This window comes from Pseudomonas reactans (assembly GCF_013387025.1).
Lineage (GTDB): Bacteria > Pseudomonadota > Gammaproteobacteria > Pseudomonadales > Pseudomonadaceae > Aquipseudomonas > Aquipseudomonas reactans.
The window spans coordinates 213,732-239,918 of the sequence record NZ_JACAQP010000003.1; the positions used below are offsets into that span (position 1 = coordinate 213,732).

At 60.6% G+C, this 26,187-nt stretch carries 26 protein-coding genes; 9 read left to right on the plus strand and 17 right to left on the minus strand.

The annotated features are described in order from the left end of the window. Positions 1 to 141: 141 nt before the first annotated feature. A complete protein-coding gene (locus HX793_RS03025) occupies positions 142 to 795 on the plus strand; it encodes a response regulator (RefSeq protein WP_177059643.1) in 654 nt (217 codons plus the stop codon). Here the strand turns inward: HX793_RS03025 and HX793_RS03030 are convergent. The 12 genes from HX793_RS03030 to ffh form a co-directional block, all read right to left on the minus strand. Next, the gene (locus HX793_RS03030; protein WP_016977720.1) at positions 764 to 2,008 is read right to left on the minus strand and encodes an EAL domain-containing response regulator; all 1,245 of its coding nucleotides are present in this window, start codon (positions 2,006 to 2,008) and stop codon (positions 764 to 766) included. The two genes, HX793_RS03025 and HX793_RS03030, sit on opposite strands and share 32 nt — an antisense overlap. Positions 2,009 to 2,081: 73 nt before the next feature. Further along, positions 2,082 to 5,630: a transporter substrate-binding domain-containing protein gene (locus HX793_RS03035; RefSeq protein ID WP_438810832.1), complete on the minus strand. Its 3,549-nt coding sequence runs from the start codon at positions 5,628 to 5,630 to the stop codon at positions 2,082 to 2,084. 143 nt (positions 5,631 to 5,773) lie between these two features. Continuing rightward, a complete protein-coding gene (gene thrC / locus HX793_RS03040; protein WP_016977718.1) occupies positions 5,774 to 7,183 on the minus strand; it encodes a threonine synthase in 1,410 nt (469 codons plus the stop codon). A gap of 67 nt (positions 7,184 to 7,250) precedes the next feature. Continuing rightward, the gene (locus HX793_RS03045; RefSeq protein ID WP_010207988.1) at positions 7,251 to 8,555 is read right to left on the minus strand and encodes a homoserine dehydrogenase; all 1,305 of its coding nucleotides are present in this window, start codon (positions 8,553 to 8,555) and stop codon (positions 7,251 to 7,253) included. A gap of 129 nt (positions 8,556 to 8,684) precedes the next feature. Then, on the minus strand, positions 8,685 to 9,416 hold the full coding sequence (locus HX793_RS03050) for a thioredoxin fold domain-containing protein (RefSeq protein ID WP_010207987.1): 732 nt from the start codon (positions 9,414 to 9,416) through the stop codon (positions 8,685 to 8,687). 142 nt (positions 9,417 to 9,558) lie between these two features. After that, positions 9,559 to 10,455, minus strand: a complete 897-nt coding sequence (xerD, locus tag HX793_RS03055) for a site-specific tyrosine recombinase XerD (RefSeq protein WP_177053413.1) — start codon at positions 10,453 to 10,455, stop codon at positions 9,559 to 9,561. Between the two features lie 152 nt (positions 10,456 to 10,607). After that, positions 10,608 to 11,021 (minus strand): acyl-CoA thioesterase, encoded by a 414-nt coding sequence (locus tag HX793_RS03060; protein ID WP_003193963.1) that lies wholly within the window; start codon positions 11,019 to 11,021, stop codon positions 10,608 to 10,610. 82 nt (positions 11,022 to 11,103) lie between these two features. Continuing rightward, positions 11,104 to 11,454, minus strand: coding sequence for a 50S ribosomal protein L19 (gene rplS / locus HX793_RS03065; RefSeq protein WP_003175895.1), 351 nt, complete (start codon positions 11,452 to 11,454; stop codon positions 11,104 to 11,106). A gap of 45 nt (positions 11,455 to 11,499) precedes the next feature. Next, entirely contained in the window at positions 11,500 to 12,273 is a 774-nt protein-coding gene (gene trmD, locus HX793_RS03070; protein WP_016977714.1) for a tRNA (guanosine(37)-N1)-methyltransferase TrmD, read from the minus strand. Continuing rightward, positions 12,255 to 12,791 (minus strand): ribosome maturation factor RimM, encoded by a 537-nt coding sequence (gene rimM / locus HX793_RS03075; RefSeq protein ID WP_016977713.1) that lies wholly within the window; start codon positions 12,789 to 12,791, stop codon positions 12,255 to 12,257. Before rimM ends, trmD begins: the two co-directional genes overlap by 19 nt. A gap of 5 nt (positions 12,792 to 12,796) precedes the next feature. After that, positions 12,797 to 13,048, minus strand: a complete 252-nt coding sequence (rpsP, locus tag HX793_RS03080; protein ID WP_003175899.1) for a 30S ribosomal protein S16 — start codon at positions 13,046 to 13,048, stop codon at positions 12,797 to 12,799. Between the two features lie 250 nt (positions 13,049 to 13,298). Then, positions 13,299 to 14,675 carry a signal recognition particle protein gene (gene ffh / locus HX793_RS03085; RefSeq protein ID WP_003193965.1) on the minus strand — a complete coding sequence of 459 codons (1,377 nt, stop codon included), beginning with the start codon at positions 14,673 to 14,675 and terminating at the stop codon, positions 13,299 to 13,301. A 218-nt stretch (positions 14,676 to 14,893) separates the two neighbouring features. Here ffh and HX793_RS03090 point away from each other — a divergent pair, with 218 nt between their 5' ends. From HX793_RS03090 to HX793_RS03100, 3 genes are all read left to right on the plus strand, one after another. Next, a complete protein-coding gene (locus tag HX793_RS03090; RefSeq protein ID WP_016977712.1) occupies positions 14,894 to 15,706 on the plus strand; it encodes a cytochrome C assembly family protein in 813 nt (270 codons plus the stop codon). Positions 15,707 to 15,718: 12 nt separating this feature from the next. After that, the gene (locus HX793_RS03095) at positions 15,719 to 16,957 is read left to right on the plus strand and encodes a transporter associated domain-containing protein (protein ID WP_016977711.1); all 1,239 of its coding nucleotides are present in this window, start codon (positions 15,719 to 15,721) and stop codon (positions 16,955 to 16,957) included. A 222-nt stretch (positions 16,958 to 17,179) separates the two neighbouring features. Then, positions 17,180 to 18,493 carry an MFS transporter gene (locus HX793_RS03100; protein WP_177059638.1) on the plus strand — a complete coding sequence of 438 codons (1,314 nt, stop codon included), beginning with the start codon at positions 17,180 to 17,182 and terminating at the stop codon, positions 18,491 to 18,493. Between the two features lie 108 nt (positions 18,494 to 18,601). Here the strand turns inward: HX793_RS03100 and purT are convergent, their stop codons facing one another. The 5 genes from purT to HX793_RS03125 form a co-directional block, all read right to left on the minus strand. Further along, positions 18,602 to 19,783: a formate-dependent phosphoribosylglycinamide formyltransferase gene (gene purT, locus HX793_RS03105; RefSeq protein WP_017139720.1), complete on the minus strand. Its 1,182-nt coding sequence runs from the start codon at positions 19,781 to 19,783 to the stop codon at positions 18,602 to 18,604. A 69-nt stretch (positions 19,784 to 19,852) separates the two neighbouring features. Further along, a complete protein-coding gene (locus HX793_RS03110) occupies positions 19,853 to 20,320 on the minus strand; it encodes a VUT family protein (RefSeq protein ID WP_015885703.1) in 468 nt (155 codons plus the stop codon). A gap of 123 nt (positions 20,321 to 20,443) precedes the next feature. After that, positions 20,444 to 20,659, minus strand: a complete 216-nt coding sequence (locus HX793_RS03115) for a DUF1289 domain-containing protein (RefSeq protein ID WP_177059636.1) — start codon at positions 20,657 to 20,659, stop codon at positions 20,444 to 20,446. Next, the gene (locus HX793_RS03120) at positions 20,656 to 21,180 is read right to left on the minus strand and encodes a gamma carbonic anhydrase family protein (protein WP_177059633.1); all 525 of its coding nucleotides are present in this window, start codon (positions 21,178 to 21,180) and stop codon (positions 20,656 to 20,658) included. The genes HX793_RS03115 and HX793_RS03120 overlap by 4 nt, the downstream gene beginning before the upstream one ends. Before the next feature lie 36 nt (positions 21,181 to 21,216). After that, a complete protein-coding gene (locus tag HX793_RS03125) occupies positions 21,217 to 21,819 on the minus strand; it encodes a CoA pyrophosphatase (protein WP_016971944.1) in 603 nt (200 codons plus the stop codon). Between the two features lie 149 nt (positions 21,820 to 21,968). Between HX793_RS03125 and HX793_RS03130 the strand changes: the two genes are divergently transcribed. The 5 genes from HX793_RS03130 to HX793_RS03150 all read left to right on the plus strand — a co-directional run bounded on the left by HX793_RS03130 (position 21,969) and on the right by HX793_RS03150 (position 26,183). Continuing rightward, complete coding sequence (locus tag HX793_RS03130; protein WP_177059631.1) at positions 21,969 to 22,517, plus strand: NUDIX hydrolase; 549 nt, start codon at positions 21,969 to 21,971, stop codon at positions 22,515 to 22,517. A 20-nt stretch (positions 22,518 to 22,537) separates the two neighbouring features. Next, complete coding sequence (locus tag HX793_RS03135) at positions 22,538 to 23,041, plus strand: L,D-transpeptidase family protein (protein WP_178905453.1); 504 nt, start codon at positions 22,538 to 22,540, stop codon at positions 23,039 to 23,041. A gap of 263 nt (positions 23,042 to 23,304) precedes the next feature. Then, positions 23,305 to 24,063: a GntR family transcriptional regulator gene (locus HX793_RS03140; protein ID WP_016977704.1), complete on the plus strand. Its 759-nt coding sequence runs from the start codon at positions 23,305 to 23,307 to the stop codon at positions 24,061 to 24,063. Between the two features lie 10 nt (positions 24,064 to 24,073). Then, positions 24,074 to 25,180, plus strand: a complete 1,107-nt coding sequence (gene nagA / locus HX793_RS03145) for an N-acetylglucosamine-6-phosphate deacetylase (protein ID WP_177059629.1) — start codon at positions 24,074 to 24,076, stop codon at positions 25,178 to 25,180. Further along, the gene (locus tag HX793_RS03150) at positions 25,161 to 26,183 is read left to right on the plus strand and encodes an SIS domain-containing protein (protein WP_177059627.1); all 1,023 of its coding nucleotides are present in this window, start codon (positions 25,161 to 25,163) and stop codon (positions 26,181 to 26,183) included. Before nagA ends, HX793_RS03150 begins: the two co-directional genes overlap by 20 nt. Positions 26,184 to 26,187: the final 4 nt, after the last annotated feature.

Below are 26,187 nucleotides of genomic sequence, written 5' to 3' on the forward strand. Positions count from 1 at the left end.
CTTCCTGCCGGGCCTTCCAGAAACAAAAAACGCCGCTGACCCAAGGAAGGGAAAGCGGCGTTTTTGAGCGCCGTGAACCGCCACTTTCAACCATCACTGGGTTAACAGGCTAGAATCCCCGAATTGTCCGGGGAACCTATCTTGAGAAGCGCTCCTGAAAAACCATTGCGCATCATCCTTGCCGACGACCATCCTATTTTCCTGATTGGTCTGCGAGCAGTCCTGGAGCGCGATGAACAGCTGGAAATTGTCGGCGAAGCCAACTCACCCCAATCCCTAACCCAATTGCTGCAACACTGTGCCTGCGACCTGTTGATCACCGACTTCATGATGCCCGCCGAACCCCAGGCCGACGGCTTGAGACTGATCGAGCAACTGCGCCGGCACCACCCGAGGCTGCCCATCGTCGTGGTGACCATGCTCAACAACGCGGGGTTGTTTCACGCCATTCTGGAGCTGGGTGTCATGGGTCTGCTGAGCAAAGCCAGCCTCGCGAATGAGTTGCCTGAAGCCGTACGGCGGGTACGCCAGCAGCGATGCTATGTAGCCCACACCATTCGCCAGTCGCTGAGCGCCATGGGCACTGACCGATTGCAGTCCCACGAGCAGCTGTCGCCCCGCGAGCTGGAAGTGATTCGCCTGTTGGCAAGAGGGCTGACCGTTGGCGAGATCGCGGCACATCTGCATCGCAGCAAGCAGACAGTCAGTGCGCAAAAAGTGAGCGCCATGCGCAAGCTCGGGCTCAGTACCGACGCATCACTGTTTATCTACGTGCAGGAGCATGGATTGGCCTAGCCTCACAACCGATCCACTGTTTCAGTGCCTGAGCATCCATCGGCGACGCAATCAGGCGGCCTTGCAACCAGGCAGGGCCCAGTGCACAAGCCGCATCACGATCGGCTGTCGTTTCAATGCCCGCCATCACCACGTTCATGCCCATACGGCTGGCCATACTCATGGCGCCTGCAACCACGGCCATTTTGCGCTCATCACCCGCCATTCCACAGGCAAAGGCCGGTGGTATTTTCAGCTCGGTGAAAGGCAGTTCCAGCAAACGCTGCAAACTGGTACCGCCGACGCCGAAGTCACCGATAGACAACTTGCAACCGATCATCCGCAAACGCAGCAAGCTGCTGACATGCGCACTGTCGGTGTTCAAGCGGGTGGTTTCGACCAGTTCCAGCGTCAGGCTATGGGCGGGCACGGCATAGCGTTGCAGCAGGCGCTGCAGCCTCTGGGGAAAATGCGCATGCTCCAGCATCCGCCCGGGAACGTTCACCGCCACTGGCAAGATCTCGCCCGTATCCCACGCTATCTGGCTGACAAGGCCTAGGGCCTCTTCCAACACATGCCAGGTAAATGCCTCCTCCATACCGGCAAACTCCAGCACCGGCAGGAATTCATGCGGTAGCAACACTTCTCCCTCTGGTAGGTACCACCTCGCCAGCACCTCAACCCCTTGCAATACGCCTGCCTGGCAAACGATAGGCTGAAAGCTGGCGCTGGCGTAGCGCGAGATGGCTTCCTGACAGGCATCCACCGAAGGCGGCAATTTATCCTGTTCATTCACCCCCAACAGTTGGCGTACCCTCGCCCAGGACACTACCTGCGGCCCTGGCCGTAAGTGTTGCTGGCAAATCGTCAGCAGTTGCCCGATCAGCTGTGCCGAGGCGGGTTTGGGCAAACACCTAAGCACATTCAACCCGGCCTGACGCGCCATGCTGGCGACCCCTTCCAATACGTTGGGCTCAGCATTGCTTAACAGAATCAGCACCTGCGTTTGCCTCAGCTCACCCAATTCGCGAATCAGTTCAAGGGCATCGCCTTGCTCCAGATAGAGGTCGCAAATAGCAATGTCCACCGGCCCCTTGCACGCCAGCGACTGCCGGGCGGCCTCTACTGTTTCGGCCGTCATTACATTGAATACACCATTGGCATTGAGCATCTGGTGCAGGGCCATCAGTTGGAACGGGTTATCTTCGAGGATCAAGACATTGAGGGAGCGCATGGCAAACTCTACGGCGTAAAAGCGAGGTGGCGCAGGCTACTCAAAAGGCCCTGCGCACCCCATAGGACACGTCCTATTCTTGCGGATTCAAATGAGCCCCCAGCTCAACTCTAAACTCTGCCAACGCTTCATTCAGCACGAACCACAGGGGTTGAACTTCTTCAATACGCTGCTCACGCAGGCAGCTTTCAAGCCCTACACACGCCTTGGCAAGGGGCAGCGCATCCACCAGGCAGCAAATGCCCTTGAGGCGATGCAGCGAGGCCATCACCCGGGGAAAATCCTGTTCCGCCAACGCCGCCCTGATCGCGTCGTGCTCATGCTCAAGGTTCTTTGCCAACTCCTCCAGCATTCGCTGCAGCACCGGCCCATCGGCCTGGGTCATCGCATGCAAGGTCTGGATATTGAAGGTGCGCAACGGCGCCACGCGGGCGAGTACCCTGGCCCAGTGTTCAAGGGTAACCGGCTTGACCAACAGTTCATCCATGCCGACCTCAAGACAACGCCGGTGCTCATCCTCCATGGCATTGGCGGTACAACCCACCAACGCACAGCGCGGTCGTCGCTCCTGCGCTTCAATCCCGCGGACCGCTTCGCTCAAGGCGTAGCCGGACATACCCGGCATGTTGCAATCGGTCACCAGCACGTCAAAGGCGTCATCTCGCCAATGCTGCAAGGCCAACTCAGCCGAGTCGAGGGCCACCACCCGATGACCGAGGAACTGAAGCTGCTGAGCCAGCACCAGACGATTGGCAGGCAGGTCATCCACGACCAGCACCGACAAACGCCGACCGACAGTCGGCAGGGCCAGCGCAGGCACAACAGGCATGTCTTCACCACTGACCCGTTCCAGATACAGGTCAATGCACACCGTCGTGCCCTCGCCCGCCGCGCTGCTCAGGGAGATCGTGCCGCCCATCAACTCCACCAGTTGCTGACAAATGCTCAAGCCCAGTCCCGTCCCGCCATATTGGGCGGCTGTCAACGGGCTGACCTGCACAAAAGGCTTGAATACCCGAGCCTGTTGTTCAATGCCAATCCCCGGCCCAGTGTCTTCGACACACAGGTGCAGGAACTCCGTACCGGATCCATCGCACTGGGTGACGACGCTGAGGCGAACCTCACCCTGCTCGGTAAACTTCAACGCATTGCCCAGCAGGTTATGCATGACCTGCCGCAAGCGCAGCGGGTCGAACCAATAACTGCCTTGCGCCGCCGGGTCAAATGCCAGGGTCAAATGCAGGCCTTTTTTACGCGCCATGGCCTCGAACAGGCGCTGGATTCCTTCGAAAAAACTCTTCAGGTCGGTGGTCTGCGGCGCCAGTTGCAAATGGCCTGCTTCGATCTTGGCCAGGTCCAGGCTATCGCCCATCAACTCAATCAGCTCTCGTGCCGAACGATGGGCCACCTGCAACGCTTCGGACACGCGCTTGCCCTCAGCCAAGGCCCGCTCTTGCTCCAACTCAAGCAAGCCGATGATGGCGGTCATCGGTGTACGAATTTCGTGGCTGAGTGTCGAGAGAAACGCACTTTTTGCGTAATTCGCTTCGTCAGCAGCCTGGCGTGCGTCCATCAACTGATGTTCCAGGACTTTGCGCTCGTTGATGTCGATCCACCCTCCGAGTAACCCCTGTAATTGGCCGCGCGCGTCGAAAAACGGCACCGTCCATTGATAAACGTGGAAAGTGCCGCCGTTGAACTCCAACTGGCGATCAACAAATAACGATCGCTGCGTTGCCAATTGCTCCATGTGCCCTGCATGCAGGCGTGCGGCAGTAGCCTCTGGCATCAAGCCACTCTCCATCAAGGTCAGGCCCTGGATGTGCTCCCGCCGCGTGGCCAACTGCTGCTCATAGCTGGTGTTACAGGTCACCAGCCGCCCAGCCAGGTCACGCACGAAGACCGGGTTGGGCATGCCATCGAGCAGGGCACGCTTGAAGGCCAACTGATCGCTCAGTCGTTGCTCGGCGACCAAGCGCTGCTGGATCTGACGCTTGAGCCGGCTATTCCAGGCCAGCGATAGCAACACACACAACAGCGCCATGGCGACCGTCCAATAGGCCCATGGCGGCACACGCTGCCACGCCGATGTAGGGATGGGCACCGCGCCCAGCCAGCGCAAGCGCAACGCGCTCAACTCTGCCACCGGCATCGCTTCCAAGGCCTTGTTCACAATACTCAGCAGCTCGGGCTGATCCTTGCGCACCACAAGGCTACTGGACGACCACTTGCCCTCGACACTGCGCCCGATGCGCAAGCCGTCGGACGGGTAACTCTGCACCTCCACCTCATTTTGGATAGTTGCCGCCGCATGCCCCTGGATCACTTGATCACGGGCCTGGGTATAGTTATCGACAGAGAGAATTTCGATGTCTGGGTGTTCACGACGAATAAAGTTTTCCAGTACATGGCGTGCCGGCAACGCCAATACTTTGCCGGACAGTTCACTCAAACTGACCAGTAATGGCGTGTCGCTGCGCTGGATAAACACCCACCCGGCGCCACCAAAACCATGGCTGAAATCCAGGAATTGCCGGCGTTCCTGATTCTCGGCCAGCGTGGTGTTCATATCCGCCCTGCCCGCTGCCAGTAACTCCAGGGTCTGCGCGGTTGACGACACCTCCTCCATCACGAACTGCAAGCCCGTCATGCGTGAAATCCGGTTTAGCAGATCGACGTTCAGGCCGACCCATTGGTCATCCTTGTCTTTGAAGATGTACGGCGACTGTTGCTGGGACGCCACCACCACATGAGGATGGTGCAACAGCCACGCTTGCTCCTGGGCCGACAACACAATGCGGTCTGCGGCGATGCCCACCCCCAGGCCGGTGGTCCAGCGCGCCAGGATTTCACGCTGTATCGACTCGTCGATACTCGACAAGGCACGGTCCAGCATGCCCCCCAACAAAGGGTCCGCCGCGCGGGAGGCAAAGGCAAAGCCAATCGGCGCCAGCCGGCTCTCCACTTTTATCTGTAAACCCAGGTAAGGACGCAGCGACTTGTAGGCACGCACGATCACTTCATTGCCGATAAAGGCATCGGCATCCCCTTGGTTCAACGCCTCCAAGCCACTGTAAAGGTTCGGAGCCAGCATGATATGGCTGGCGGGATAGGCCCGATGCACATTGCCGACATTGGCATATCCCTCCAGCAAGACCACCTTCTTGTCCGCGAGGTCCTCGTTCTGCGTAGCGTCGTCGCGGCGCACGACAACCACCGAACGATCCGGCATGTAGTCGCGGGTAAACCGCAACCCAGGCACATCCCGCTCATAGCCATTGGCGCTGGTCAGAATATCAATCGCCCCACTGCGCAAGGCTTCCACCGCTTGCGCCCGCTCAGCGAAGCCCATCACCTGCATGGGCACATCGAGGCGCGCGCCGATCAGGCTCAGGTAGTCAGCGCTGATGCCCTGGTAGCGATTATGGTCGCGGGTAATATCAATCGGCTGGTAATCATCAATGGAGATACCGACCTTCAGCGTTCGATGAGTCGCCAGCCATTGCTGCTCGGCCGCCGTCAAAGGCAAGGGTGCCAGAGGCGTAAATGCCGGGACCAGTTTGAAGGGCAGGCTAACGGCTGCCAGGCTTGCCGACAGATGACCGAACAAGAGCAGACACACCAGCCACCTGCATCTTCGGCTCAATAAACGCACCGTATTGGTTTCCTTGTTTTTTGTTGTCGGTTGCCCGTTGGAGTATGGCTTGCCCCAATGAAAAAGCCCGTCACGAAGACGGGCTTGAGCAACCTCGCGAAGCCGTTGAATCAGAGCGGCTTGCCACGATTGCCGTGCTGGCTCACAAACGCCTGCACAGCCTTCAGGTCATTGGCCAACACGGTGCAACGCTCTTCACGCTCGAACAGGTCTGCCAAGTGCACCGGCAGCTCCAGCGCCTTGCCAACACCCGCCTTCTCGACCGCTTCCGGGAATTTGACCGGGTGGGCGGTGCCCAGGATCACCATCGGGATGTCCAGGCTGCGACGGCATTCGCGGGCGGCCTTCACACCGATAGCGGTGTGCGGGTCCAGCAGCTCGCCGGTCTGGGCGTAGACTTCAGCGATGGTTTCGCAGGTCTGCGCGTCGTCCACCGCCAGGGAATCGAACAGCTTGCGGGTTTCGGTCCAGCGCTCTTCTTCCACGCTGAAACCGCCACCGCTCTTGAAGGTGTCCATCAGGCCGGCAATCGCTGCGCCGTTACGACCGTGCATGTCGAACAGCAGGCGCTCGAAGTTCGACGAGACCATGATGTCCATGGACGGCGACAAGGTAGCGTGCAGGGTTTCCTTGACGTACTGGTTGCCGCTCATGAAGCGGTGCAGGATGTCGTTGCGGTTGGTGGCGACGATCAACTGGTTGATCGGCAGGCCCATGTTGCGCGCCAGGTAACCGGCGAAGATGTCGCCGAAGTTGCCGGTCGGCACCGAGAACGATACCGAACGCGCCGGGCCGCCCAACTGCAGGGACGCGTGGAAGTAGTAAACGATCTGGGCCATGATCCGTGCCCAGTTGATCGAGTTTACGGCCACCAGGCGCGTGCCCTTCAGGAAGCTCTGGTCAGCGAAGCTGTTCTTGACCATTTCCTGGCAGTCATCGAAATTGCCTTCGATGGCGATGTTGTGGATGTTCTCACCAAAGATGGTGGTCATCTGGCGACGCTGCACTTCCGACACGCGCTGGTGCGGGTGCAGGATGAAGATGTCGACGTTTTCGCAGTGCTTGCAGCCTTCGATGGCCGCCGAGCCGGTATCACCGGAGGTGGCGCCGATGATCACCACGCGCTCGCCACGCTTCTGCAGCACGTAGTCGAGCAGGCGACCCAGCAGTTGCAGGGCGAAATCCTTGAACGCCAGTGTCGGGCCGTGGAACAGCTCCAGTACCCATTCGTTGCCGTTCAACTGGCGCAGAGGGGCGATGGCGTTGTGGGAAAACACGCCATAGGTCTCTTCCAGAATCTTCTTGAAATCCGCATCCGGAATACTGCCGGTGACGAACGGGCGCATCACACGGAACGCCAGCTCGTGGTACGGCAGGCCAGCCCAGGAAGCGATTTCTTCCTGGGTGAAGCGTGGCAGGTTTTCCGGCACGTACAGGCCGCCGTCAGTGGCAAGGCCTGCCAGCAGGACGTCTTCGAAATTCAGGGCCGGTGCCTGGCCGCGGGTACTGATATAACGCATGACTGGCTCCTCTAGAGCATTCTTGAACAAGGGCCGCCGAACCTGCGGGGCCCTTGCAGCAAAACCATTAGTTCAGGTGTTCGACGCGGATCCGCACCACCGGGCCGACCACGCCTTGCAGGGCTTCCAGGGCGGCGATGGCATCATTGATGTGCTGTTCGAGCACGCGATGAGTCAGCAGGATCATCGGCACCTGGCCGTTTTGCTCCTCGACTTCCTTCTGCATGATCGATTCGATGTTGATACCGCGCTCCGACAGGATGCTCGCAACCTGGGCCAACACGCCTGGATGGTCCTGGGCCTGAATGCGCAGGTAGTAGGCGCTTTCGCAGGCTTCGATCGGCAGGATCGGGTGGGCCGACAGCGAATCCGGCTGGAAGGCCAGGTGCGGCACACGGTTTTCCGGGTCGCTGGTCATGGCGCGGACCACGTCCACCAGGTCGGCGATCACCGACGAGGCGGTGGGCTCCATGCCGGCGCCGGCGCCGTAGAACAGGGTCGAACCGGCCGCATCACCGTTGACCATCACCGCGTTCATCACGCCATTGACGTTGGCGATCAGGCGGTCGGCCGGGATCAGCGTCGGGTGCACACGCAACTCGATACCGGCCGGTGTGCTACGCGCCACGCCGAGGTGCTTGATGCGGTAGCCCAGGGCTTCGGCGTAGTTCACGTCGGCGGTGGTCAGCTTGGTGATGCCTTCGGTGTAGGCCTTGTCGAACTGCAGCGGGATACCAAAGGCGATGGAGGCCAGGATGGTCAGCTTGTGCGCCGCATCGATACCTTCCACGTCGAAGGTCGGGTCGGCTTCGGCGTAACCCAGGGCCTGGGCTTCGGCCAGCACGTCTTCGAAGGTACGGCCCTTCTCGCGCATTTCGGTGAGGATGAAGTTACCGGTACCGTTGATGATACCGGCCACCCAGTTGATGCGATTGGCGGACAGGCCTTCACGGATCGCCTTGATTACCGGGATGCCACCGGCCACGGCGGCTTCGAACGCGACGATCACACCCTTCTCGCGCGCCTTGGCGAAGATCTCGTTGCCGTGCACGGCGATCAGCGCCTTGTTGGCGGTGACCACGTGCTTGCCGTTCTCGATGGCCTTGAGCACCAGCTCACGGGCCACGGTGTAGCCGCCGACCAGCTCGATGACGATATCGATTTCAGGGTTGGTGGCAACAGCGAAGACATCGTTGGTAATCGCAATACCGGTCGTTTCGAACTGAGGCTTTGGCGAACGCGTGGCAATTTGCGCCACTTCAATCCCGCGGCCTGCACGGCGGGAAATTTCTTCAGCATTACGCTGAAGTACGTTGAAGGTGCCGCCACCGACGGTCCCTAACCCACAGATGCCTACTTTGACCGGTTTCACTGAAGAACTCCCCATGAAACGGCCGACGCTAGGTCGGCCGTGGAAAACAGCCGCACGACTGCGGCTTGCAATTAACGACCCGCCGACGTGTCAGCGAGCCTTGATCGTCGACGTTTCGACGATACTGGTTTATTTGGCACTGAGCGCCAGTTTGGCAACTTGTGGTGCCGGCTGGTAGCCCGGAATTACTTGGCCGTCAGCCAAAACGATGGCCGGTGTACCGTTCACGCCGATGGACTGACCCAGGGCGAACTGCTTGGAAACCGGGTTGGCACATTTGGCCGCTTTGATTTCCTTGCCATCGACCATCTTGTCCATGGCGGCTTTCTTGTCGGCCGAGCACCACACGGCTTGCAACTGCTCGTCACCCGGCGAACCCAGGCCCTGGCGCGGGAACGCGACATAGCGCACTTCCACACCCAGCTTGTTCAATGCCGGCACTTCAGCGTGCAGCTTGTGGCAGTACGGGCAGGTGGTGTCGGTGAACACGGTGATGTGGGTCTTGGTCTCGCCAATGGCCGGGTAAACCACGGTTTCGGCTACCGGAATGCCATTGATCAGCTTGGACACACCCAGGCGCTCGGCTTTCTCGGTGAGGTTGACCGGCTTGCCGTCCTTCAACTGGAACAGGTAACCCTGGACGATGTACTGGCCGTCGGCACTGGCGTACAGCACGCGACTGCCCTTGAGCTTGACTTCATACAGGCCGGCCATCGGGCTGGCGCTGATGCTTTCGATCGGGGTATCGAGTTGCAGGTTGGCCAAGCTCTTGCGGATGGTCTGCTCGGCAGCGTCATCGGCGAACGCAAAGGTGGAAACCAACGCAATGGCTGCGGCGGCAATAATCTGGGTCAAGCGCATGGGAACTCCTGAAGGCAGATGCAGGGACGGGAGCAGTAGCACCGATGTGGAAACTCGGGCATGGGCCGTCCCCTTTGCTAACCGGCAAAGCCTACCACAGTTGGGCCGCAGGGCAGCCCGTGGTGGGATAAATTGGCGGTTTTCAGCCCCGTGGGTGGTGCTTGGCGTGCATATCCTGCAAACGTGCGCGCGCGACATGGGTGTAGATCTGGGTTGTGGATAAGTCGCTGTGGCCGAGCAGCATCTGCACCACGCGCAAATCCGCACCGTGGTTGAGCAAATGTGTGGCAAAGGCATGGCGCAAGGTGTGCGGCGACAGGGTCTTGCCGATCCCGGCGACCTTGGCCTGGTGCTTGATGCGATGCCAGAACGTTTGCCGGGTCATCTGCTCGCCGCGCAGGCTGGGAAACAGTACGTCGCTGGGCCGTCCGCCCAGCAGCTCGCTGCGGGCATCACGCATGTAACGCTCGACCCACACAATCGCCTCCTCGCCCATGGGCACCAGCCGTTCCTTGCTGCCCTTTCCCATCACCCGCAGCACGCCCTGGCGCAGATTGACTTGCTCCAGGGTCAGACTGATCAACTCGGTCACCCGCAGGCCGCAGGCATACAACACCTCCAGCATGGCACGGTCGCGCTGGCCGATGGCCTCACTTAAATCCGGCGCGGCGAGCAAGGCCTCCACGTCGGCTTCCGACAGGGATTTGGGCAATGGCCTGCCGAGTTGTGGCATGTCGACTTGCAGGGTGGGATCGAGGGCGATCAGCTTTTCCCGCAGCAGATAGCGATAAAACCCACGCACACCGGAAAGGAATCGCGCGGTGGAGCGTGGCTTGTAGTTCTGCTCCAGTCGCCAGGCCAGGTGATCGAGGATCAGCTCGCGGCCGGCGTTGATCAATTCGAGGTTTTTTTCCTGTAGCCAGCCGTTGAACAGCGCCAGGTCGCTGCGGTAGGCCTGGCGCGTGTTGTCTGACAGGCCTTTTTCCAGCCACAGTGCGTCAAGGAAGCGGTCGATCAGAGGGTTGTCGATGGCGGGCATGGGGGCTCAGGCGGATTACTGTAGTGTCTGTTAGATCCTATCGCAGGCAAGCCAGCTCCCACAGGGGTTTTGTGTCGGGTCACTGATTTGTACCCTCCACCGATCAAATGTGGGAGCTGGCTTGCCTGCGATGGCCGCGGCTCGGTCCAGGATCAGTCTACAAACCCAGGCAGCACAGGCACCGGACGCTTATCGGCATCAATCGCCACAAAACTGAACACACCTTGGATCGCCTTCTCGCGGCCGTCGGCGCTCATGCTTTCGACGAACACTTCCACTTCAACCTTGAGGCTGGTGTTACCCACCTTGATCACGCGGCCGATCAACTCAACGATGGAGCCGGCCGGGATCGCGTGGTTGAAGTCGATGCGGTCGGTGGAGACCGTCACCAGCGGCAGGCGGCAGAAACGGGTGGCCGTGATGAACGACACTTCATCCATCCAGGCCAAGGCAGTGCCGCCAAACAAGGTGTTGTGGTGGTTGGTGGTCGGCGGGAACACGGCCTTGGTCACGTGGGTCACGGACAGGTCGGTGCGGCGCTGGATTTCTTCGAGGCGGGTGGTCATGGACAAATACCGGCAGATAGACAAATTTCAGGCACAAAAAAGCAGCCCGTAGGCTGCTTTTTTCTGCATCGGGAAGCTGGACTTAAGCCAGTTTTTCCTTGATGCGAGCTGCTTTACCGGACAGGTCACGCAGGTAGTACAGCTTGGCTTTACGTACGTCACCGCGACGCTTGACGGCCATGCTGTCGATTTGCGGGCTGTAGGTCTGGAAAGTACGCTCTACGCCAACACCGTTGGAGATTTTACGAACAGTGAAAGCACTGTTCACACCACGGTTACGCTTGGCGATTACCACGCCTTCGAACGCTTGCAGACGCGAACGGTCGCCTTCCTTCACTTTCACCTGAACGACAATGGTGTCGCCCGGGGCAAAGGTAGGGATCTCTTTGGTCATCTGCTCTGCTTCGAGTGCAAGGATGATTTTGTTAGTCATGCTGTGCTCCTAAGGTAAGTCAATGGACCTACCATCGATACGTTGTTAACTATCGTCCCGCGCGAGGATGTATTCCTCGAGCAGCTTCTTCTCTTCTCCAGAAAGCGAGCGGCTTTCCAGAAGATCGGCGCGTCGTTCATAGGTCCGACCAAGGGACTGCTGTAAACGCCAACGCCGGATGTGTGCGTGATTGCCACTTAGCAATACGTCGGGAACACGCTGATCCGCATACACCTCCGGTCGGGTGTAGTGCGGGCAATCCAGCAAACCATCCGTGAAGGAATCTTCCTCCGCGGAGTCCGCATGCCCTAAAGCTCCAGGCAGCAGTCGTGTAACCGCATCTATCAGGACCATCGCCGGCAGCTCGCCGCCAGACAGGACATAGTCCCCAATCGACCACTCTTCATCGACATGAGCTTCAATAAACCGCTCGTCAATGCCTTCATAGCGACCGGCAATCAGGATCAGTGCTTCCTCATTCGCCAGTTCGCGGACCCCAGCCTGTTTCAGCTGACGGCCTTGAGGGGACAGGTAAATTACCTTCGCCTTCTCCCCGGCGGCGGCCTTGGCCTGAACCAACGCGTCTTCCAGGGGCTTGATCTTCATCACCATGCCCGGACCACCGCCAAATGGGCGATCGTCTACAGTGTGATGTCGATCCGTCGTGTAGTCTCGCGGGTTCCAACAGGTGAGCTGCAACAGCCCCTGTTTCACCGCCCGACTGGTGATGCCGTACTCGCTGATGGCGGAAAACATCTCGGGAAACAAACTGATCACTTCAATGCGCAAATTAGCCACGCTTAGAAGTCCGCGTCCCATTCCACCTTCATCTCGCCCGCGACCAGGTCGACGGCCAACACGCATTGCGCCGTATAGGGCAACAGGCGTTCGCGATCATCCAGGCTGCCAGCGCAAGGCTTGACCACCATTACATCATTGGCGCCGGTTTCCAGAAGATGATCGATTTTCCCGAACAATTGCCCGAGTTGATCAATAACCTTCAGACCTTCCAGCTGGTACCAGTAGTACTCGCCGTCGGTCAATTCAGGGAACAGGTTGCGCGGCACGCAGATCTCATAACCGGCCAGAAGACGAGCTTCTTCACGGTCATCAAGACCCTTGAGCTTTGCGACCAGGAACTTATCGCTCCCGCGTCCACTGACCAGCTCAACCTGCTTCACACTCCCTTCGCGCTTGAGCGTCCAGGTCTTGTACTGCAACAGGTTTTCAGTCGGATCAGTAAAGGAATACACCTTCACTTCGCCGCGAACGCCATGAACAGAGTAAATCTTGCCGATAACGATCAAATCATCAGCAACAGCTGGCGTCGCGTTCATATTGCTCAGGCTGCGGCCTTAGCCGAGTCCTTCAACAGTTTTGCAACGCGCTCGGATGGCTGTGCACCCACGCTCAGCCAGTAGGCTACGCGCTCTTGGTTCACGGACAGACGAACTTCTTGACCACGAGCAACAGGGTTGAAGAAACCAACCTGTTCCTTGTGCGAACCGTCACGCGGGTTGCGGCTGTCGGTTACGGTCAAGTGGTAAAACGGGCGCTTTTTGGAGCCGCCAAGGGCAAGACGGATTGTTAGCATGTGAACATCGTTCCTGTAGTCGGTGCTGCAAATCTAAATGCACAGCGGGCATAGGTGCCCGAAAGGCCGCATATTCTAAGGAATATCCGGACTTTTGCAAATGTCTTTTTCTGGCGCCTATCAGCGTGCCACTCAGATCTGCTATAGAGCCGTCGGTTAAAACGGCGAGTCAGCGCCCGCCAACGGCGGGTTTGCTGGAGATCCCACGTCCTTGTGGGTCGGAGCAAAAGCGGGCTTTTGCTCGAATTCTTTACATTTTGGGCATGCCGCCGCCGGGCAACATACCGCCCATGCCGCGCATCATCTTGGCCATTCCGCCTTTTGCGGAGAATTTCTTCATCATCTTCTGCATCTGCTTGTGCTGCTTGATCAAGCGACCGATGTCCTGCACCTGGGTGCCGGAACCCATGGCGATCCGACGTTTACGCGAACCGCTGATCAGCTCAGGGTCGCGGCGCTCAGCCGGGGTCATGGAGTTGATGATGGCTTCCATCTGCTTGAACTGCTTCTCTGCCGCACCCTGGGCATTGCCCATCTGCGCCAGGTTCACACCGCCGATGTTCGGCAGCTTGTCCATCAGGCCGCCGAGGCCGCCCATGTTCTTCATTTGTTGCAGCTGGTCGCGGAAGTCTTCGAGGTCGAAGCCCTTGCCCTTCTTTAGCTTTTTGGCCAGCTTATCGGCCTTGTCCTTGTCGAGCGTGGCTTCGGCCTGTTCGATCAGGCTGAGCACGTCGCCCATGCCGAGGATGCGCGAGGCGATACGCTCCGGGTGGAACGGCTCGAGCGCTTCGCTCTTCTCGCCCATACCGATGAACTTGATCGGCTTGCCGGTGATGGCACGTACCGACAGCGCAGCACCGCCACGGGCGTCACCGTCGACCTTGGTCAGGATCACGCCGGTCAGTGGCAGTGCATCACCGAAGGCCTTGGCGGTGTTGGCCGCATCCTGGCCGGTCATGGCGTCGACCACGAACAGCGTCTCGACCGGGTTGATCGCGGCATGCAACGCCTTGATCTCGCCCATCATCTCTTCGTCGATGTGCAGGCGACCGGCGGTATCGACGATGACCACGTCGATGAACTTCAGCTTGGCTTCTTTAATAGCCGCGTTGGCGATGTCGACCGGCTTCTGGCTCAGGTCGGACGGGAAGAAGGTTACGCCCACTTCGCCGGCGAGCATTTCCAGCTGTTTGATAGCGGCCGGGCGGTACACGTCGGCCGACACCACCATCACGGACTTCTTCTTGCGTTCTTTAAGGAAGCGCGCCAGCTTGCCAGCGGTAGTGGTCTTACCCGCACCTTGCAGACCGGCCATCAATACGACGGCCGGCGGCACGGCGCTGAGGTTCAAATCTTCGTTGGCCGCGCCCATCAGGCTTTCGAGTTCGGCCTGGACGATCTTCACAAACGCCTGGCCCGGGGTCAGGCTGCGGGACACTTCGGTGCCCACCGCGCGCTCTTTGACCGAGTTGACGAAGTCCTTCACCACCGGCAAGGCGACGTCGGCTTCCAGCAACGCCATGCGCACTTCGCGCAGGGTGTCTTTAATATTGTCCTCGGTCAGCTTGGCCTTGCCAGTGACATGGCGCAGCGTCTGCGAGAGACGGTCAGTCAGATTTTCAAACATGCGCGATCCTTTCTGGCCCTATTCAGACCGAGGTAATGGCGGCCCAGGCTGTGGTAAATCGCTATTAAAAACAGCGCTCGGCGAGCCTGCGGCGTGGGCAGGTCGCGGATTATAGCGAAGACTGCCGCCATGCACACCCGCTGTCTGGCTTGAGAGTCTTTCGTGTTACGCGGGGGTATGCCAAACTCAGCGCCTTTCGGGCTTGCCTAACAGGATTTATGCTCCCTTTGTCACCCAGTTTGCTACCCAGCCTCGCCGCCGCCATTTTGTATGCCGCTGCGACTCTTTATCAGGGCACTCGTCTGGCCCAAGGCGCCAAGGCGGACAAACGCCTGCTCGTCGGCCTTGGTGTCCTCGCCCTGCTGGCCCATGCTGCCAGCCTGTTTACCCATTTGATGACGCCCGTCGGCCTGGGCCTGGATTTTTTCAGCGCCGCCAGCCTGATCGCGGCGGCCGTCATCGCATTGACCCTGCTGGCCTGCTACCGGATTCCCGTCGAGAACCTGCTGGTGCTGCTATTCCCGCTGGGCATGCTGACGGTGCTGATGGCGCAATTCGCCCCGACCGGCACGGTGCAGGTGATTGATGAAGAACCGGGCATCCTCGCGCATATCCTGCTGTCGATCCTGGCCTATGGCATGTTCACCATCGCGGTGTTCCAGGCCCTGCTCCTGCTGCTGCAGGACCACCAGCTCAAGCACAAGCACCCTTCGGGACTGATCAAGAACTTCCCGCCGCTGCAAACCATGGAAAGCCTTCTGTTCGGCTTCCTGTGGGCTGGTTGGACGCTGCTGTCGCTGTCGCTGATCTCCGGCTGGCTGTTCGTCGAAAACCTGTTCGCCCAGCACCTGGTGCACAAGACCCTGCTAGCGTGCCTGGCCTGGGTGGTGTTCAGCGTGTTGCTTTGGGGCCGAAACCGCCTCGGCTGGCGCGGCCACAAGGCGATCCGCTGGACCCTGGCCGGTTTTTGCCTGCTGATGCTGGCCTATTTCGGCAGCAAGCTGGTCCGCGAATACATCCTGCATATCTGACGGGCAGCGATCATGGACAACTTGCCCCTGGAGCCAATGCTCGCGGTAATCGCCCTGCTGGTCCTATGGGCCGCACTGTTCACCGCCATCGAAGCCGCGCAACAACACCTGCTGGCCCTGCGCCCCGGCACACGCCAGGGCGACAAGGCCGCCGCCCGCCTGAGCTTCCCGCGTAACAGCCTGATCTTGTGCAACAGCCTGTGTCGCGCCGCCGTGGTGATCCTCTGCACGCTGCTGGCTATCTACGCCTGGGCGCAGAATGGGCCTTGGCTGGGCTGGATGATTTCCTGCGCGATCCTGTTGATTCTGGCCGACTACCTGCCCCGCGCCCTCGCCGTCCGCCATCCGCAGGCCGTGCTGGGCTTTGGTAATACGCTGTTGGGCGTGCCGCTGAAAATCCTCTACCCACTGGCCTGGCTGCTCAATGGCATCAGCTTGTTGCTGCTGCGCCCGTTCGCACGCAAATCCGGCGTGGTGAAAAAGAGCGACGAACCGCTGCCCGATCATGACGACGAGCCGGAAGCCGAGTCCGACGACAGCCGTACCCCAGGCATGCCCGGCATCCACGCCCTGGACAACATCACCGTCAACGACATCCTGGTGCCGCGCAGTGAAGTGGACGGCATCAACCTGGATGACTCGATCGAAGAGATCATCGAGCAACTGCGCACCTCCCAGCGTACGCGCCTGCCGGTGTTCCACAGCGACATCAACCAAGTCCAGGCGGTGCTCAACACCCGGCAGATCCAACACCTGCTGCCCGACGCCAGCCTCACCAAAGAGGCATTGCTCGCCGCCTGCCACGAACCCTACTTCGTCCCGGAAAGTACGCCACTGCAACTCCAGTTGCTGAACTTCCACAAGCAGCAGCGGCGACTGGGCATGGTGGTGGATGAATACGGCGAAGTGCTGGGTATCGTGACCCTGGAGGACATCCTCGAAGAAATCGTCGGCGAATTCGAAAGCGAGCAGAGTGCGGACAACCCGCACATCGAGCCCCAGCCAGACGGCCGCTACATCATCGATGGCGCCGCCTCGATCCGCGAGCTGAACAAAAGCCTGAACTGGCACCTGCCCAGCGACGGCCCCAAGACCCTCAATGGCCTGGTCACCGAAGCGCTGGAGACCATTCCCGATTGCGCGGTGTGCCTGAAAATCGGGCGCTATCGCCTGGAAATCCTCGAGACCGAGGACAACCGCGTGAGCAAGGTGCTGATCTGGCACACCAGCCGAATGCCGGTCGCCGTCTAACCCCCTTGTTGGATCCGCAAACCCCTTCCTATAATCGGGGCGGCTTACCAGAGCCGCGCCCGACCGCGTGCTACCCGCACCCAGCGTGTCCAGGCACCGCTTTATCGTGTCTGACCGGTGTTTGCTCCCATCCCGAGCCTTGCCGCGCACAACCCTGATCCATGGGTGTTCGACCAATAATAATCCGCGTCCAAACGCGCAATGACCATCAGGGACACCACCATGAGCACCACGTATAACGAGGCCGCGCCTGCCGCCGCCCCGACCAACTCGACCGCACGGGTCGCCACGGCGAGCATCGTCGGCACCGCCATCGAGTTCTACGACTTCTATATCTACGCCACGGCCGCTGCGCTGGTGATCGGCCCGGTGTTCTTCCCGCAGACCTCCGGCACCGCCCAGATGCTGGCGTCGTTCCTGACCTTCGGTATCGCCTTCATCGCCCGCCCGCTGGGTTCGGCGCTGTTCGGCCACTTTGGTGACCGCATCGGGCGTAAATCCACACTGGTGGCGTCCTTGCTGCTGATGGGCGTATGTACCACGCTGATTGGCTTGCTGCCCGGCTATGACAGCATCGGGGCCTGGGCGCCGATCCTCTTGTGCGTGCTGCGTTTCGGCCAGGGCCTGGGCTTGGGCGGTGAGTGGGGCGGCGCGGCGCTGCTGGCCACCGAGAATGCGCCCAAGGATAAGCGCGCCTGGTTTGGCATGTTCCCGCAATTGGGCCCTTCGATCGGCTTCCTGGCCGCCAACGGCTTGTTCCTGATCCTGGCGATGAGCCTGAACGACGAGCAGTTCCGCAGCTGGGGCTGGCGCATCCCGTTCATCCTCAGCGCTGCACTGGTGATGGTCGGCCTGTACGCGCGCCTGAAGCTGCATGAAACGCCGGTATTCGCCAACGCCGTCGCCAAGGAAGCGCCGGTCAAGGTACCGCTGGTGGAATTGTTCAGTCAGCATTGGCTGCCGGTGTTGTTGGGCGCTGCTTCGATGGTGGTGTGTTACGCGCTGTTTTATATCACCACCGCGTTTTCCCTGAGCTATGGCGTTTCAACCCTGGGCTATAGCCGCGAGACCTTCCTCGGTCTGCTGTGCTTTGCGGTGCTGTTCATGGGGCTGGCGACACCATTGGCGGCGTTGGCCAGTGATCGTTACGGGCGTAAGCCGGTGCTGATCGTCGGCGCTATCCTGGCGATCCTGTCGGGCTTCACCATGGAGCCGCTGTTGACCCACGGTTCGACCTGGGCCGTAGCGCTGTTCCTGGCCTTGGAGCTGTTCCTGATGGGCGTGACCTTTGCGCCGATGGGCGCCATGCTGCCGGAACTGTTCCCGACTCGCGTGCGATATACCGGCGCTTCGGCGGCGTATAACCTGGGTGGGATTGTCGGCGCGTCGGCCGCACCGTTTTTCGCGACCAAACTGGTGGCGATGGGTGGGCTGAGTTATGTCGGCGGGTATGTGTCGGCGGCAGCGTTGCTCAGCTTGATTGCTGTGCTGTGCCTGAAAGAGACGCGGGATAACGACTTGAATCGCGTCGCCTGATAGATCCAATCACCTGTAGGAGCGAGCTTGCTCGCGAAGAAGGTACAGCCGACGCAGCGATGCGCCTGAAATACCTTCGCGAGCAAGCTCGCTCCTACAAGGGTTGGGTTACAGCTCTACGACAACAGCCTTCGAAGCACGGGTCGCTTTAGCCCGAGCCGCTTCAATCGACTCATCCCGCGCCAACGCCACACCCATCCGACGCTGACCATTCACTTCTGGTTTGCCAAACAGACGCAACGCCGTGTCCGGCTCGCTCAGCGCAGCGCCGAGGTTGGCGAACGCAGTCTGGGTCGACTGCCCTTCCACCAAAATCACCGCCGAAGCCGAAGGCCCGAACTGACGGATCAACGGGATCGGCAAGCCCAGGATTGCGCGAGCGTGCAGCGCGAACTGCGACAGGTCCTGGGAAATCAGGGTCACCAAACCGGTGTCATGCGGGCGCGGCGAGACTTCGCTGAACCACACCTGATCACCCTTGATGAACAGCTCAACGCCAAACAGACCACGACCGCCCAGGGCCTCGGTCACCGCTTTGGCGACGCGCTCGGATTCGGCCAGGGCAATCGGGCTCATGGCCTGCGGCTGCCAGGATTCCTGGTAGTCGCCCTTCTCCTGACGGTGGCCGACTGGTGCACAGAACGTGGTGCCGCCGATGTGGCGCACGGTCAGCAGGGTAATTTCGTAGTCGAAATCGATAAAGCCTTCGATGATCACGCGGCCTTTACCGGCACGGCCGCCTTCTTGGGCATAGTCCCAGGCTTTCTGCACGTCATCAGCGCTGCGCAACAGGCTCTGGCCCTTGCCCGACGAACTCATCACCGGCTTGACCACGCACGGGAAGCCCAGGTCTTGCACGGCCTTGCTGTAGTCTTCGAAGGTATCGGCGAAGTGGTACGGCGAGGTCGGCAGGTCCAACTCTTCAGCGGCCAGGCGGCGGATGCCTTCACGGTTCATGGTCAGCGAAGTGGCGCGGGCGGTCGGGATCACGGTGAAGCCTTCGGCTTCCAGTTCTACCAGGGTCGCAGTGGCGATGGCTTCGATTTCCGGCACGATGAAGTGCGGCTTCTCGGCCTCGATCACGGCACGCAGGGCGGCGCCGTCGAGCATGTTGATTACGTGGCTACGGTGCGCCACCTGCATGGCCGGCGCGTTGGCGTAGCGATCCACGGCAATCACTTCAACGCCCAGGCGTTGCAGTTCGATTACCACTTCCTTGCCCAGCTCACCGCAGCCACACAGCAAAACGCGGGTCGCGGTTGGCGACAATGGAGTTCCGATTCGGGTCATCTCAGGTCCTCAGGGGAGCGGATCATTGGGAGAAAGGCCGGCATTTTACATGAACTGCAGCAATTGGCCTCAGTTGGCGACGGCCCGCTTGCGGATGCGCCAGGCCATGATCAACCACACCACCGTGACCCCGGCGAATTTCGACACCAGCGCGGTGCCCGCTACCGCTGGAGTGAGCGCGCCGATCAAGCCGAAGAAGATGAAGGTATCGAGAGGAATACTCAGCGCCGAGCTTATCCACAGGCGGTCGTGCAACGGGCGCTTGGTGATGCTGAACACCAGCCAGTCGATGCACTCGGACACCGCGAACGCCGTGGCGCTGGCCAGGGCGATGGCTGGGTCGGACGTGACATACGACAGCACCAGCGCAGCCAGCATGGCGATGATCGCACCGTGGCCGAAGCGGGTTTGCACCATGTCGCGCAGGATAAAGACCAGGCCGCCCCAGGCGGACCAGATGACATCCAGATGCGGGGCGGTGGAGAAGGCGAAGTTGATCAGCACGACGCTGCTGATGTAGGCGATCAGGAAGAGCATGGGGCGAAAACCTGTAGGAGCGAGCTTGCTCGCGAAAAACATTAACGATTACGCGGGGTACCTGACTATACGCGGTGTCATCGAGTTTTTCGCGAGCAAGCTCGCTCCTACAGGGGATAGCACTCAGGCGCCGGATTTCCCCGAAACCATAAACACCAACCCACTCGCCACCGCCCGCTCATGACACAACCCCAACACCACCCGGCGCTCGGCGTTGTCCATGCGGCTCCAACGCGTAATCTCATCCACAGTCCGCTGGCAGCCGGTGCAAATATCGTCATCGTCCAGCGCACAAATGCTCACGCACGGCGAGGCGACGGGGCGTTCAACCGGGCTCATTCTTCCTGCTCAGCCAGGTCACGCGCATAACGCTGCGAGTTGTGCACATAGTGCGCGGCGCTGGCTTCAAGCATGCGTTTCTGCGCGTCGGTCAATTCACGCACCACCTTGCCCGGCGAACCCATCACCAGCGAACCATCGGGAATTTCCTTGCCTTCGCCGATCAGCGAATTGGCGCCGATGATGCAATGCTTGCCGATCTTGGCGCCATTGAGGATCACCGCGTTGATACCGATCAGGCTGTAATCATCCACCGTGCAACCGTGCAACATCGCGTTATGGCCAATGGTCACGCCGGTGCCCAGGGTCAGCGGGTAGCCCATGTCGGTGTGCATTACGCTACCGTCCTGCACGTTGCTGTTCTTGCCGATCAGGATCAGTTCGTTGTCGCCACGCAACACCGCGTTGAACCAGACATTGGCGCCCTCCTCCAGCTTGACCTTGCCCACCAGCGTGGCATTCGGCGCCACCCAGCTGTGTGGATGCGTCTCGACGCGGGCGTCGCCCAGGCGGTATTTCATGGTGTTTCCTCACGGCGTTGCCATTCAAGCGATGGCTTAGATGTTGATGAAACTCTTGGGTGGTTGGTGCAGGCTGATCTTGGCATCGTCATAGAGCAGGTTGATCAACTCGACGATCATGATCGCCGTCAGCCCCCAGATCTTGTATTCGCCGAACCGATAGCTGGGCACGTACCAACTACGGCCCTGGTAATCGATCCTGTGGGTATGTTCGCGCGGGTCCTGTCGGAAGAAGTCCAAAGGCACGCTGAAGACGGCAGCAATTTCGGCATCGTTGGCCAGGTATTCGACGTAATCGGGGATGACGCCGACATACGGCGTAACCCGAATGCCATGCAGGGAGATCAATGGGCTGAGCGGGCCGATGACTTCCACCAAGCCAGGTGGCAGGCCAATCTCTTCTTCAGCCTCGCGCAGCGCGGTGAAGATCAGGTCCGGGTCTTCGGGGTCGCGGCGCCCGCCGGGAAAGGCCACTTCGCCACCATGGGTCGACAGGCCGCTGGCGCGCAGGGTCAGGATCAGCTCAGGTTCGTCACTGCGGGTAATCGGTACCAGCACCGCGGCCTCGGGGAAACGCCCGTCGGTCTCCAGGGTGTGGGGAGTGTGATTGCTTACCCGGCGAAGTAGCTCGTCCAGCATGAGTCATCTCGGTCTGTTGGCTACCTTGCATCATGCACCAAAGCTCGCGGGTGCCCAACCCCAAAACCCGCGCCGTGTCGCTAAACGACAACTTGTTGCAGCGCCCTGCCCGTCACGCCAAGATAGACGCACTTTCCAGGAACCCCAGCATGAATTTCTGCAGCCAGTGCGGTAAACCGGTTACCCAACGCATCCCCGAAGGCGACGGCCGCCTGCGTTTTGTGTGTGATCACTGCTCGACCATCCACTACCAGAACCCCAACATCGTCGCCGGCACCGTGCCAGTGTGGGGCGATAAAGTGCTGCTGTGCCGCCGCGCCATCGAACCGCGCCTGGGCTACTGGACCCTGCCCGCCGGCTTCATGGAAAACGGCGAGACCGTGGAACAGGCCGCCCTGCGCGAAACCCTGGAAGAAGCCTGCGCCCGCGTGCACAACCTGAACATCTATACGCTGATCGACGTGCCGCACATCAACCAGGTGCATATCTTCTACCGCGCCGACCTGCTCGACCTGGACTTCGCCGCCGGCCCCGAGAGCCTGGAAGTGCAACTGTTCGACGAAGCCGACATCCCTTGGTCCGAGCTGGCTTTCCGCACGGTCGGGCGTACCCTGGAATACTTTTTCGCTGACCGCAGGCAACAGTCGTTCCCGGTGCGCAGCGAGGCCGTGCCACCCATGGGCAAGCCCGCGCCATGACACTAGGGATACCGTCTTTGATGCGTTGGGTGCTTGCCCTGCTCTGCCTGTCGTTCACCATGCTGTCGCCAGCCTCCACGGTACAAACCCTGGGCGGCAAGCCTGTGGAAAAAGTCCTGGTGCTCAAGTCTGCCCATCAGTTGCAGTTGATCAACGACGGCAAGCCTTTCAAGACCTACCGCATTTCCCTGGGCAAGAACCCCAAGGGCCACAAGCTGATCGAGGGCGACCGCCGCACGCCAGAGGGCCTCTACTGGATCGACTGGCGCAAGACCAGTGACCGCTTCAACCTGGCCATGCACATCTCCTACCCGAACATCAGCGACGCCGCCCGCGCCTGCCGTGAAGGCGTGAAGCCCGGGAGCATGATCATGATCCACGGCACCCCCGATACCGAGGACTACCCGGAACAGTGGTTCCACACCCTGGACTGGACCGACGGCTGCATCGGCATGCGCAACGTGGACATGCGCGAAGTGTGGAACCTGGTCAAAGACGGCACCCTCATCGAGATTCGTCCGTAATCTCGTACCGTTCGTAAAATAATTCGAAAAAAATTCCTGCCCTGCCCCGCGTCCGCCGGTGAATACCAGTTCACCCCCGCGGGCTGCGCCGTTCTGCGCGTGATAAAGACCTCTCTAATACCACTTGATACCAGGCCCCATTGCAGGGCCCTAAAACCAATGCCTGCACCATTTTGACTGCATTGACATGGTATTTAAGTGGTATTAATTTCCGCCCCATACCGGGCGACAACACTCCAATAACCGCATCGGAAACCTTAACGATGAATCCCATCCTGGCCCTGCGCCCCGACGACAAACAATCCACGCCGCTGTACCTGCAATTGGCGCGCAAACTGGAAGCGGCGATCCATGCCGGCCAGTGGACGTCCGAGCAGGCACTGCCGTCAGAACGCGTACTCAGCGAGCAATTGAGCATTTCGCGCGTCACCGCACGCAAGGCGTTGGAAGTGTTGTTTGCCCAAGGGCTGATCCGCCGCAACCAAGGTTCCGGCACCTATATTTCGCCACGCTTGGAACAGCCGCTGTCGCGCTTGTCGGGGTTCAGCGAGATGCTGCGGCTCAAGGGTTTTGTGCCCAGCTCCCAATGGCTGGAGCGTGAACTGACCCAGCCGACACACGAAGAGATGATCCGCCTGGGCCTGTCGCCCGCCGACAAAGTGGCGCGCCTCAAGCGCTTGCGTAAGGCGGATGACACGGTGATGGCAATTGAAATGACCACCATGCCCGCCTCGGTGCTGCCACAGCCTCAAGCCATCGGCCACTCGTTGTACGAATACCTGGAAGGCATCGGCAAACCGGTGGTGCGCGCCCTGCAGCATATCCAGGCGATCAACGCCTCGGACGAGTTCGCCAAGCTGGTTGGCATCGCCCCCGGCACCGCCATGCTGCTGATGACCCGGGTCGGCTACACCGCCGACAACACGCCGATCGAAATCACCGACACCTACTGCCGCAACGACTACTACGACTTCGTCGCAGAACTGCGTCGCCACGACTATTCCGCTGAACTGCGAATTTAGAGAACTGCCTATGTCCGAAGACAACATCCTCACGCCCAGCGGCTGGATTCGCGGCCGCCTGGTGCACGAACACGGCAAAGTGGTCGCCATTGAAGGTACGCCTTGCGACCCGGCTGACAACGACCTGCCCTACTTGCTGCCGGGCTTTATCGACCTGCATGTGCACGGCGGTGGCGGCGCGGACATCATGGAAGGCCGCGATGCCTTCGAGACGATCACTCGCACCCATGTGCGCTTTGGTACGACCTCGTTGCTGGCCACCACCATGACCGCTCCGGTGGAGGAAATCTCAAGCGTGCTCGGCCAGCTCGGCACCTTCTGCGAGCAACGTCCTACCGGCAGCGCCCGTGTACTCGGCGTGCACCTGGAAGGGCCCTACATCAACCCCGGAAAACTCGGCGCCCAACCCAACTTCGCCCACACCGCGTTGATGGCCGAAGTGGAAGCCTACCTGCGCCTGGCGCCGATCCGCGTGATCACTATCGCGCCGGAAATCGCCGGCCATGACGGCCTGATCCGCGCCCTCAGCGAACGCGGCGTGCGCATGCAGATCGGCCACACCCTGGGTAGCTACGAAGAAGGCGTCGCTGCCCTCGCCGCTGGGGCTACCAGTTTTACCCATTTGTATAACGCGATGAGCCCGTTGCATCACCGCGAGCCGGGCATCGTCGGCGCTGCGTTGGCCCACGCCCAATACGCCGAATTGATCCCGGACCTGCTCCACGTTCACCCCGGCGCCATGCGCGTGGCGTTGCGCTCGATCCCGTGCCTGTACTGCGTCACCGATTCCACCGCCGCCGCCGGCATGCCCGACGGTGAATACAAGCTGGGCAGCCACACCGTGACCAAATGCCTGGGCGGCGTACGCCTGGCCGACGGCACCCTGGCCGGCAGCACGCTGACCATGGACCAGGCGCTGCGCAACCTGGTGAAGATCGGCCTGCCTATCAGCGAAGCCTCACAACGCCTGTCGCAATTTCCTGCGGACTACCTGGGCCTGGAAGAACGCGGTCGCCTGCAACCCGGCAGCTTTGCCGACTGCGTGCGCCTGGACCGCTCCCTGACACTCACCGACGTAATGGTCGAAGGAGAAACCATTGACTTCAAAAATGCTTGAAGAGGCCCTGGCCTCCTGCGACGCCGTCGCCGCCCAACTGCAACGCCTGGACCCGGCGCTGGAAGAAATCGCTGGTCGCCTGCGCCGTCAGCCGCCGCAGGTGGCGATGACCATCGCCCGTGGCAGCTCGGACCATGCCGCCAGCTATTTCGCCTACCTGACCATGCAGCATGTCGGCATTCCCGTGGCGTCGTTGCCGATGTCGGTGGTGACCCTGCTGCAAGCGCCGATGAAAGTCAGCGGCCAAGTCGCGTTTGGGTTTTCCCAGTCGGGCCAAAGCCCGGACCTGGTCAACAGCCTGCGCTTGCTGCGTAAACGCGGTGCGCTGAGCATTTCGCTGGTCAACGCCGAAGACTCGCCCTTGGAAGCCGCCTGCGAATTCCATGTGCCGCTGTGCGCCGGGCCGGAACACAGTGTGGCCGCGACCAAAAGTTTTATCGCCACCCTCAGCGCCAGCGCGCAGTTGATTGGCCACTGGAACCAGGAAACCGCGTTGCTGCAAGCCTGCCGCGCCCTGCCCGATGACCTGCGTGCCGCCGCCCAGCAAGATTGGACGGTTGCCATCGACGCCCTGCGCGACTGCCAGCAACTAATGGTGATCGGTCGCGGCGCCGGTTTCGCCATCGCCCAGGAAGCTGCGCTCAAGCTCAAGGAAACCTCGGCGATCCAGGCCGAAGCCTTCAGCAGCGCCGAGGTGCGTCACGGGCCGATGGCCCTGATTGGCGACAACTACCCGCTGCTGGTGTTCGCCCCGCGCGGCGCCGAGCAAGCCGGCCTGCTGAGCCTGGCCGCCGACATGCGCCAGCGCGGCGCCCTCGTGTTGCTGGCGGCACCGGATGACATCGTCGAGCGCGACCTGACCCTGAGCCGCGCCGAACACCCGACCCTGGACCCGATCCTGGCGATCCAGAGTTTCTACGTGATGGCGGCAGGTTTGGCAGAGGCCCGGGGCATGGACCCGGACCAGCCGCGTCACCTGAGCAAAGTTACCCGCACTCACTGAGTGG

Bases quoted from the DNA above. Each gene is read 5' to 3' on its own strand.
- HX793_RS03060 (WP_003193963.1), bottom strand. From the start codon at position 11,021: ATGACCACCCGCCTCGAAGAAATCCAGCGCCGCACCGACCTGTCCGTG.
- thrC (WP_016977718.1), bottom strand. From the start codon at position 7,183: ATGCGTTATATCAGTACCCGCGGCCAGGCACCGGCCCTGAATTTCGAA.
- trmD (WP_016977714.1), bottom strand. From the start codon at position 12,273: ATGGGACGCGGACTTCTAAGCGTGGCTAATTTGCGCATTGAAGTGATC.
- HX793_RS03135 (WP_178905453.1), top strand. From the start codon at position 22,538: ATGCGTTGGGTGCTTGCCCTGCTCTGCCTGTCGTTCACCATGCTGTCG.
- HX793_RS03140 (WP_016977704.1), top strand. From the start codon at position 23,305: ATGAATCCCATCCTGGCCCTGCGCCCCGACGACAAACAATCCACGCCG.
- HX793_RS03125 (WP_016971944.1), bottom strand. From the start codon at position 21,819: ATGCTGGACGAGCTACTTCGCCGGGTAAGCAATCACACTCCCCACACC.
- HX793_RS03100 (WP_177059638.1), top strand. From the start codon at position 17,180: ATGAGCACCACGTATAACGAGGCCGCGCCTGCCGCCGCCCCGACCAAC.
- HX793_RS03030 (WP_016977720.1), bottom strand. From the start codon at position 2,008: ATGCGCTCCCTCAATGTCTTGATCCTCGAAGATAACCCGTTCCAACTG.
- purT (WP_017139720.1), bottom strand. From the start codon at position 19,783: ATGACCCGAATCGGAACTCCATTGTCGCCAACCGCGACCCGCGTTTTG.
- rpsP (WP_003175899.1), bottom strand. From the start codon at position 13,048: ATGCTAACAATCCGTCTTGCCCTTGGCGGCTCCAAAAAGCGCCCGTTT.
- HX793_RS03130 (WP_177059631.1), top strand. From the start codon at position 21,969: ATGAATTTCTGCAGCCAGTGCGGTAAACCGGTTACCCAACGCATCCCC.
- HX793_RS03110 (WP_015885703.1), bottom strand. From the start codon at position 20,320: ATGCTCTTCCTGATCGCCTACATCAGCAGCGTCGTGCTGATCAACTTC.
- ffh (WP_003193965.1), bottom strand. From the start codon at position 14,675: ATGTTTGAAAATCTGACTGACCGTCTCTCGCAGACGCTGCGCCATGTC.
- rplS (WP_003175895.1), bottom strand. From the start codon at position 11,454: ATGACTAACAAAATCATCCTTGCACTCGAAGCAGAGCAGATGACCAAA.
- nagA (WP_177059629.1), top strand. From the start codon at position 24,074: ATGTCCGAAGACAACATCCTCACGCCCAGCGGCTGGATTCGCGGCCGC.
- HX793_RS03115 (WP_177059636.1), bottom strand. From the start codon at position 20,659: ATGAGCCCGGTTGAACGCCCCGTCGCCTCGCCGTGCGTGAGCATTTGT.
- HX793_RS03090 (WP_016977712.1), top strand. From the start codon at position 14,894: ATGCTCCCTTTGTCACCCAGTTTGCTACCCAGCCTCGCCGCCGCCATT.
- HX793_RS03095 (WP_016977711.1), top strand. From the start codon at position 15,719: ATGGACAACTTGCCCCTGGAGCCAATGCTCGCGGTAATCGCCCTGCTG.
- rimM (WP_016977713.1), bottom strand. From the start codon at position 12,791: ATGAACGCGACGCCAGCTGTTGCTGATGATTTGATCGTTATCGGCAAG.
- xerD (WP_177053413.1), bottom strand. From the start codon at position 10,455: ATGCCCGCCATCGACAACCCTCTGATCGACCGCTTCCTTGACGCACTG.
- HX793_RS03050 (WP_010207987.1), bottom strand. From the start codon at position 9,416: ATGCGCTTGACCCAGATTATTGCCGCCGCAGCCATTGCGTTGGTTTCC.
- HX793_RS03120 (WP_177059633.1), bottom strand. From the start codon at position 21,180: ATGAAATACCGCCTGGGCGACGCCCGCGTCGAGACGCATCCACACAGC.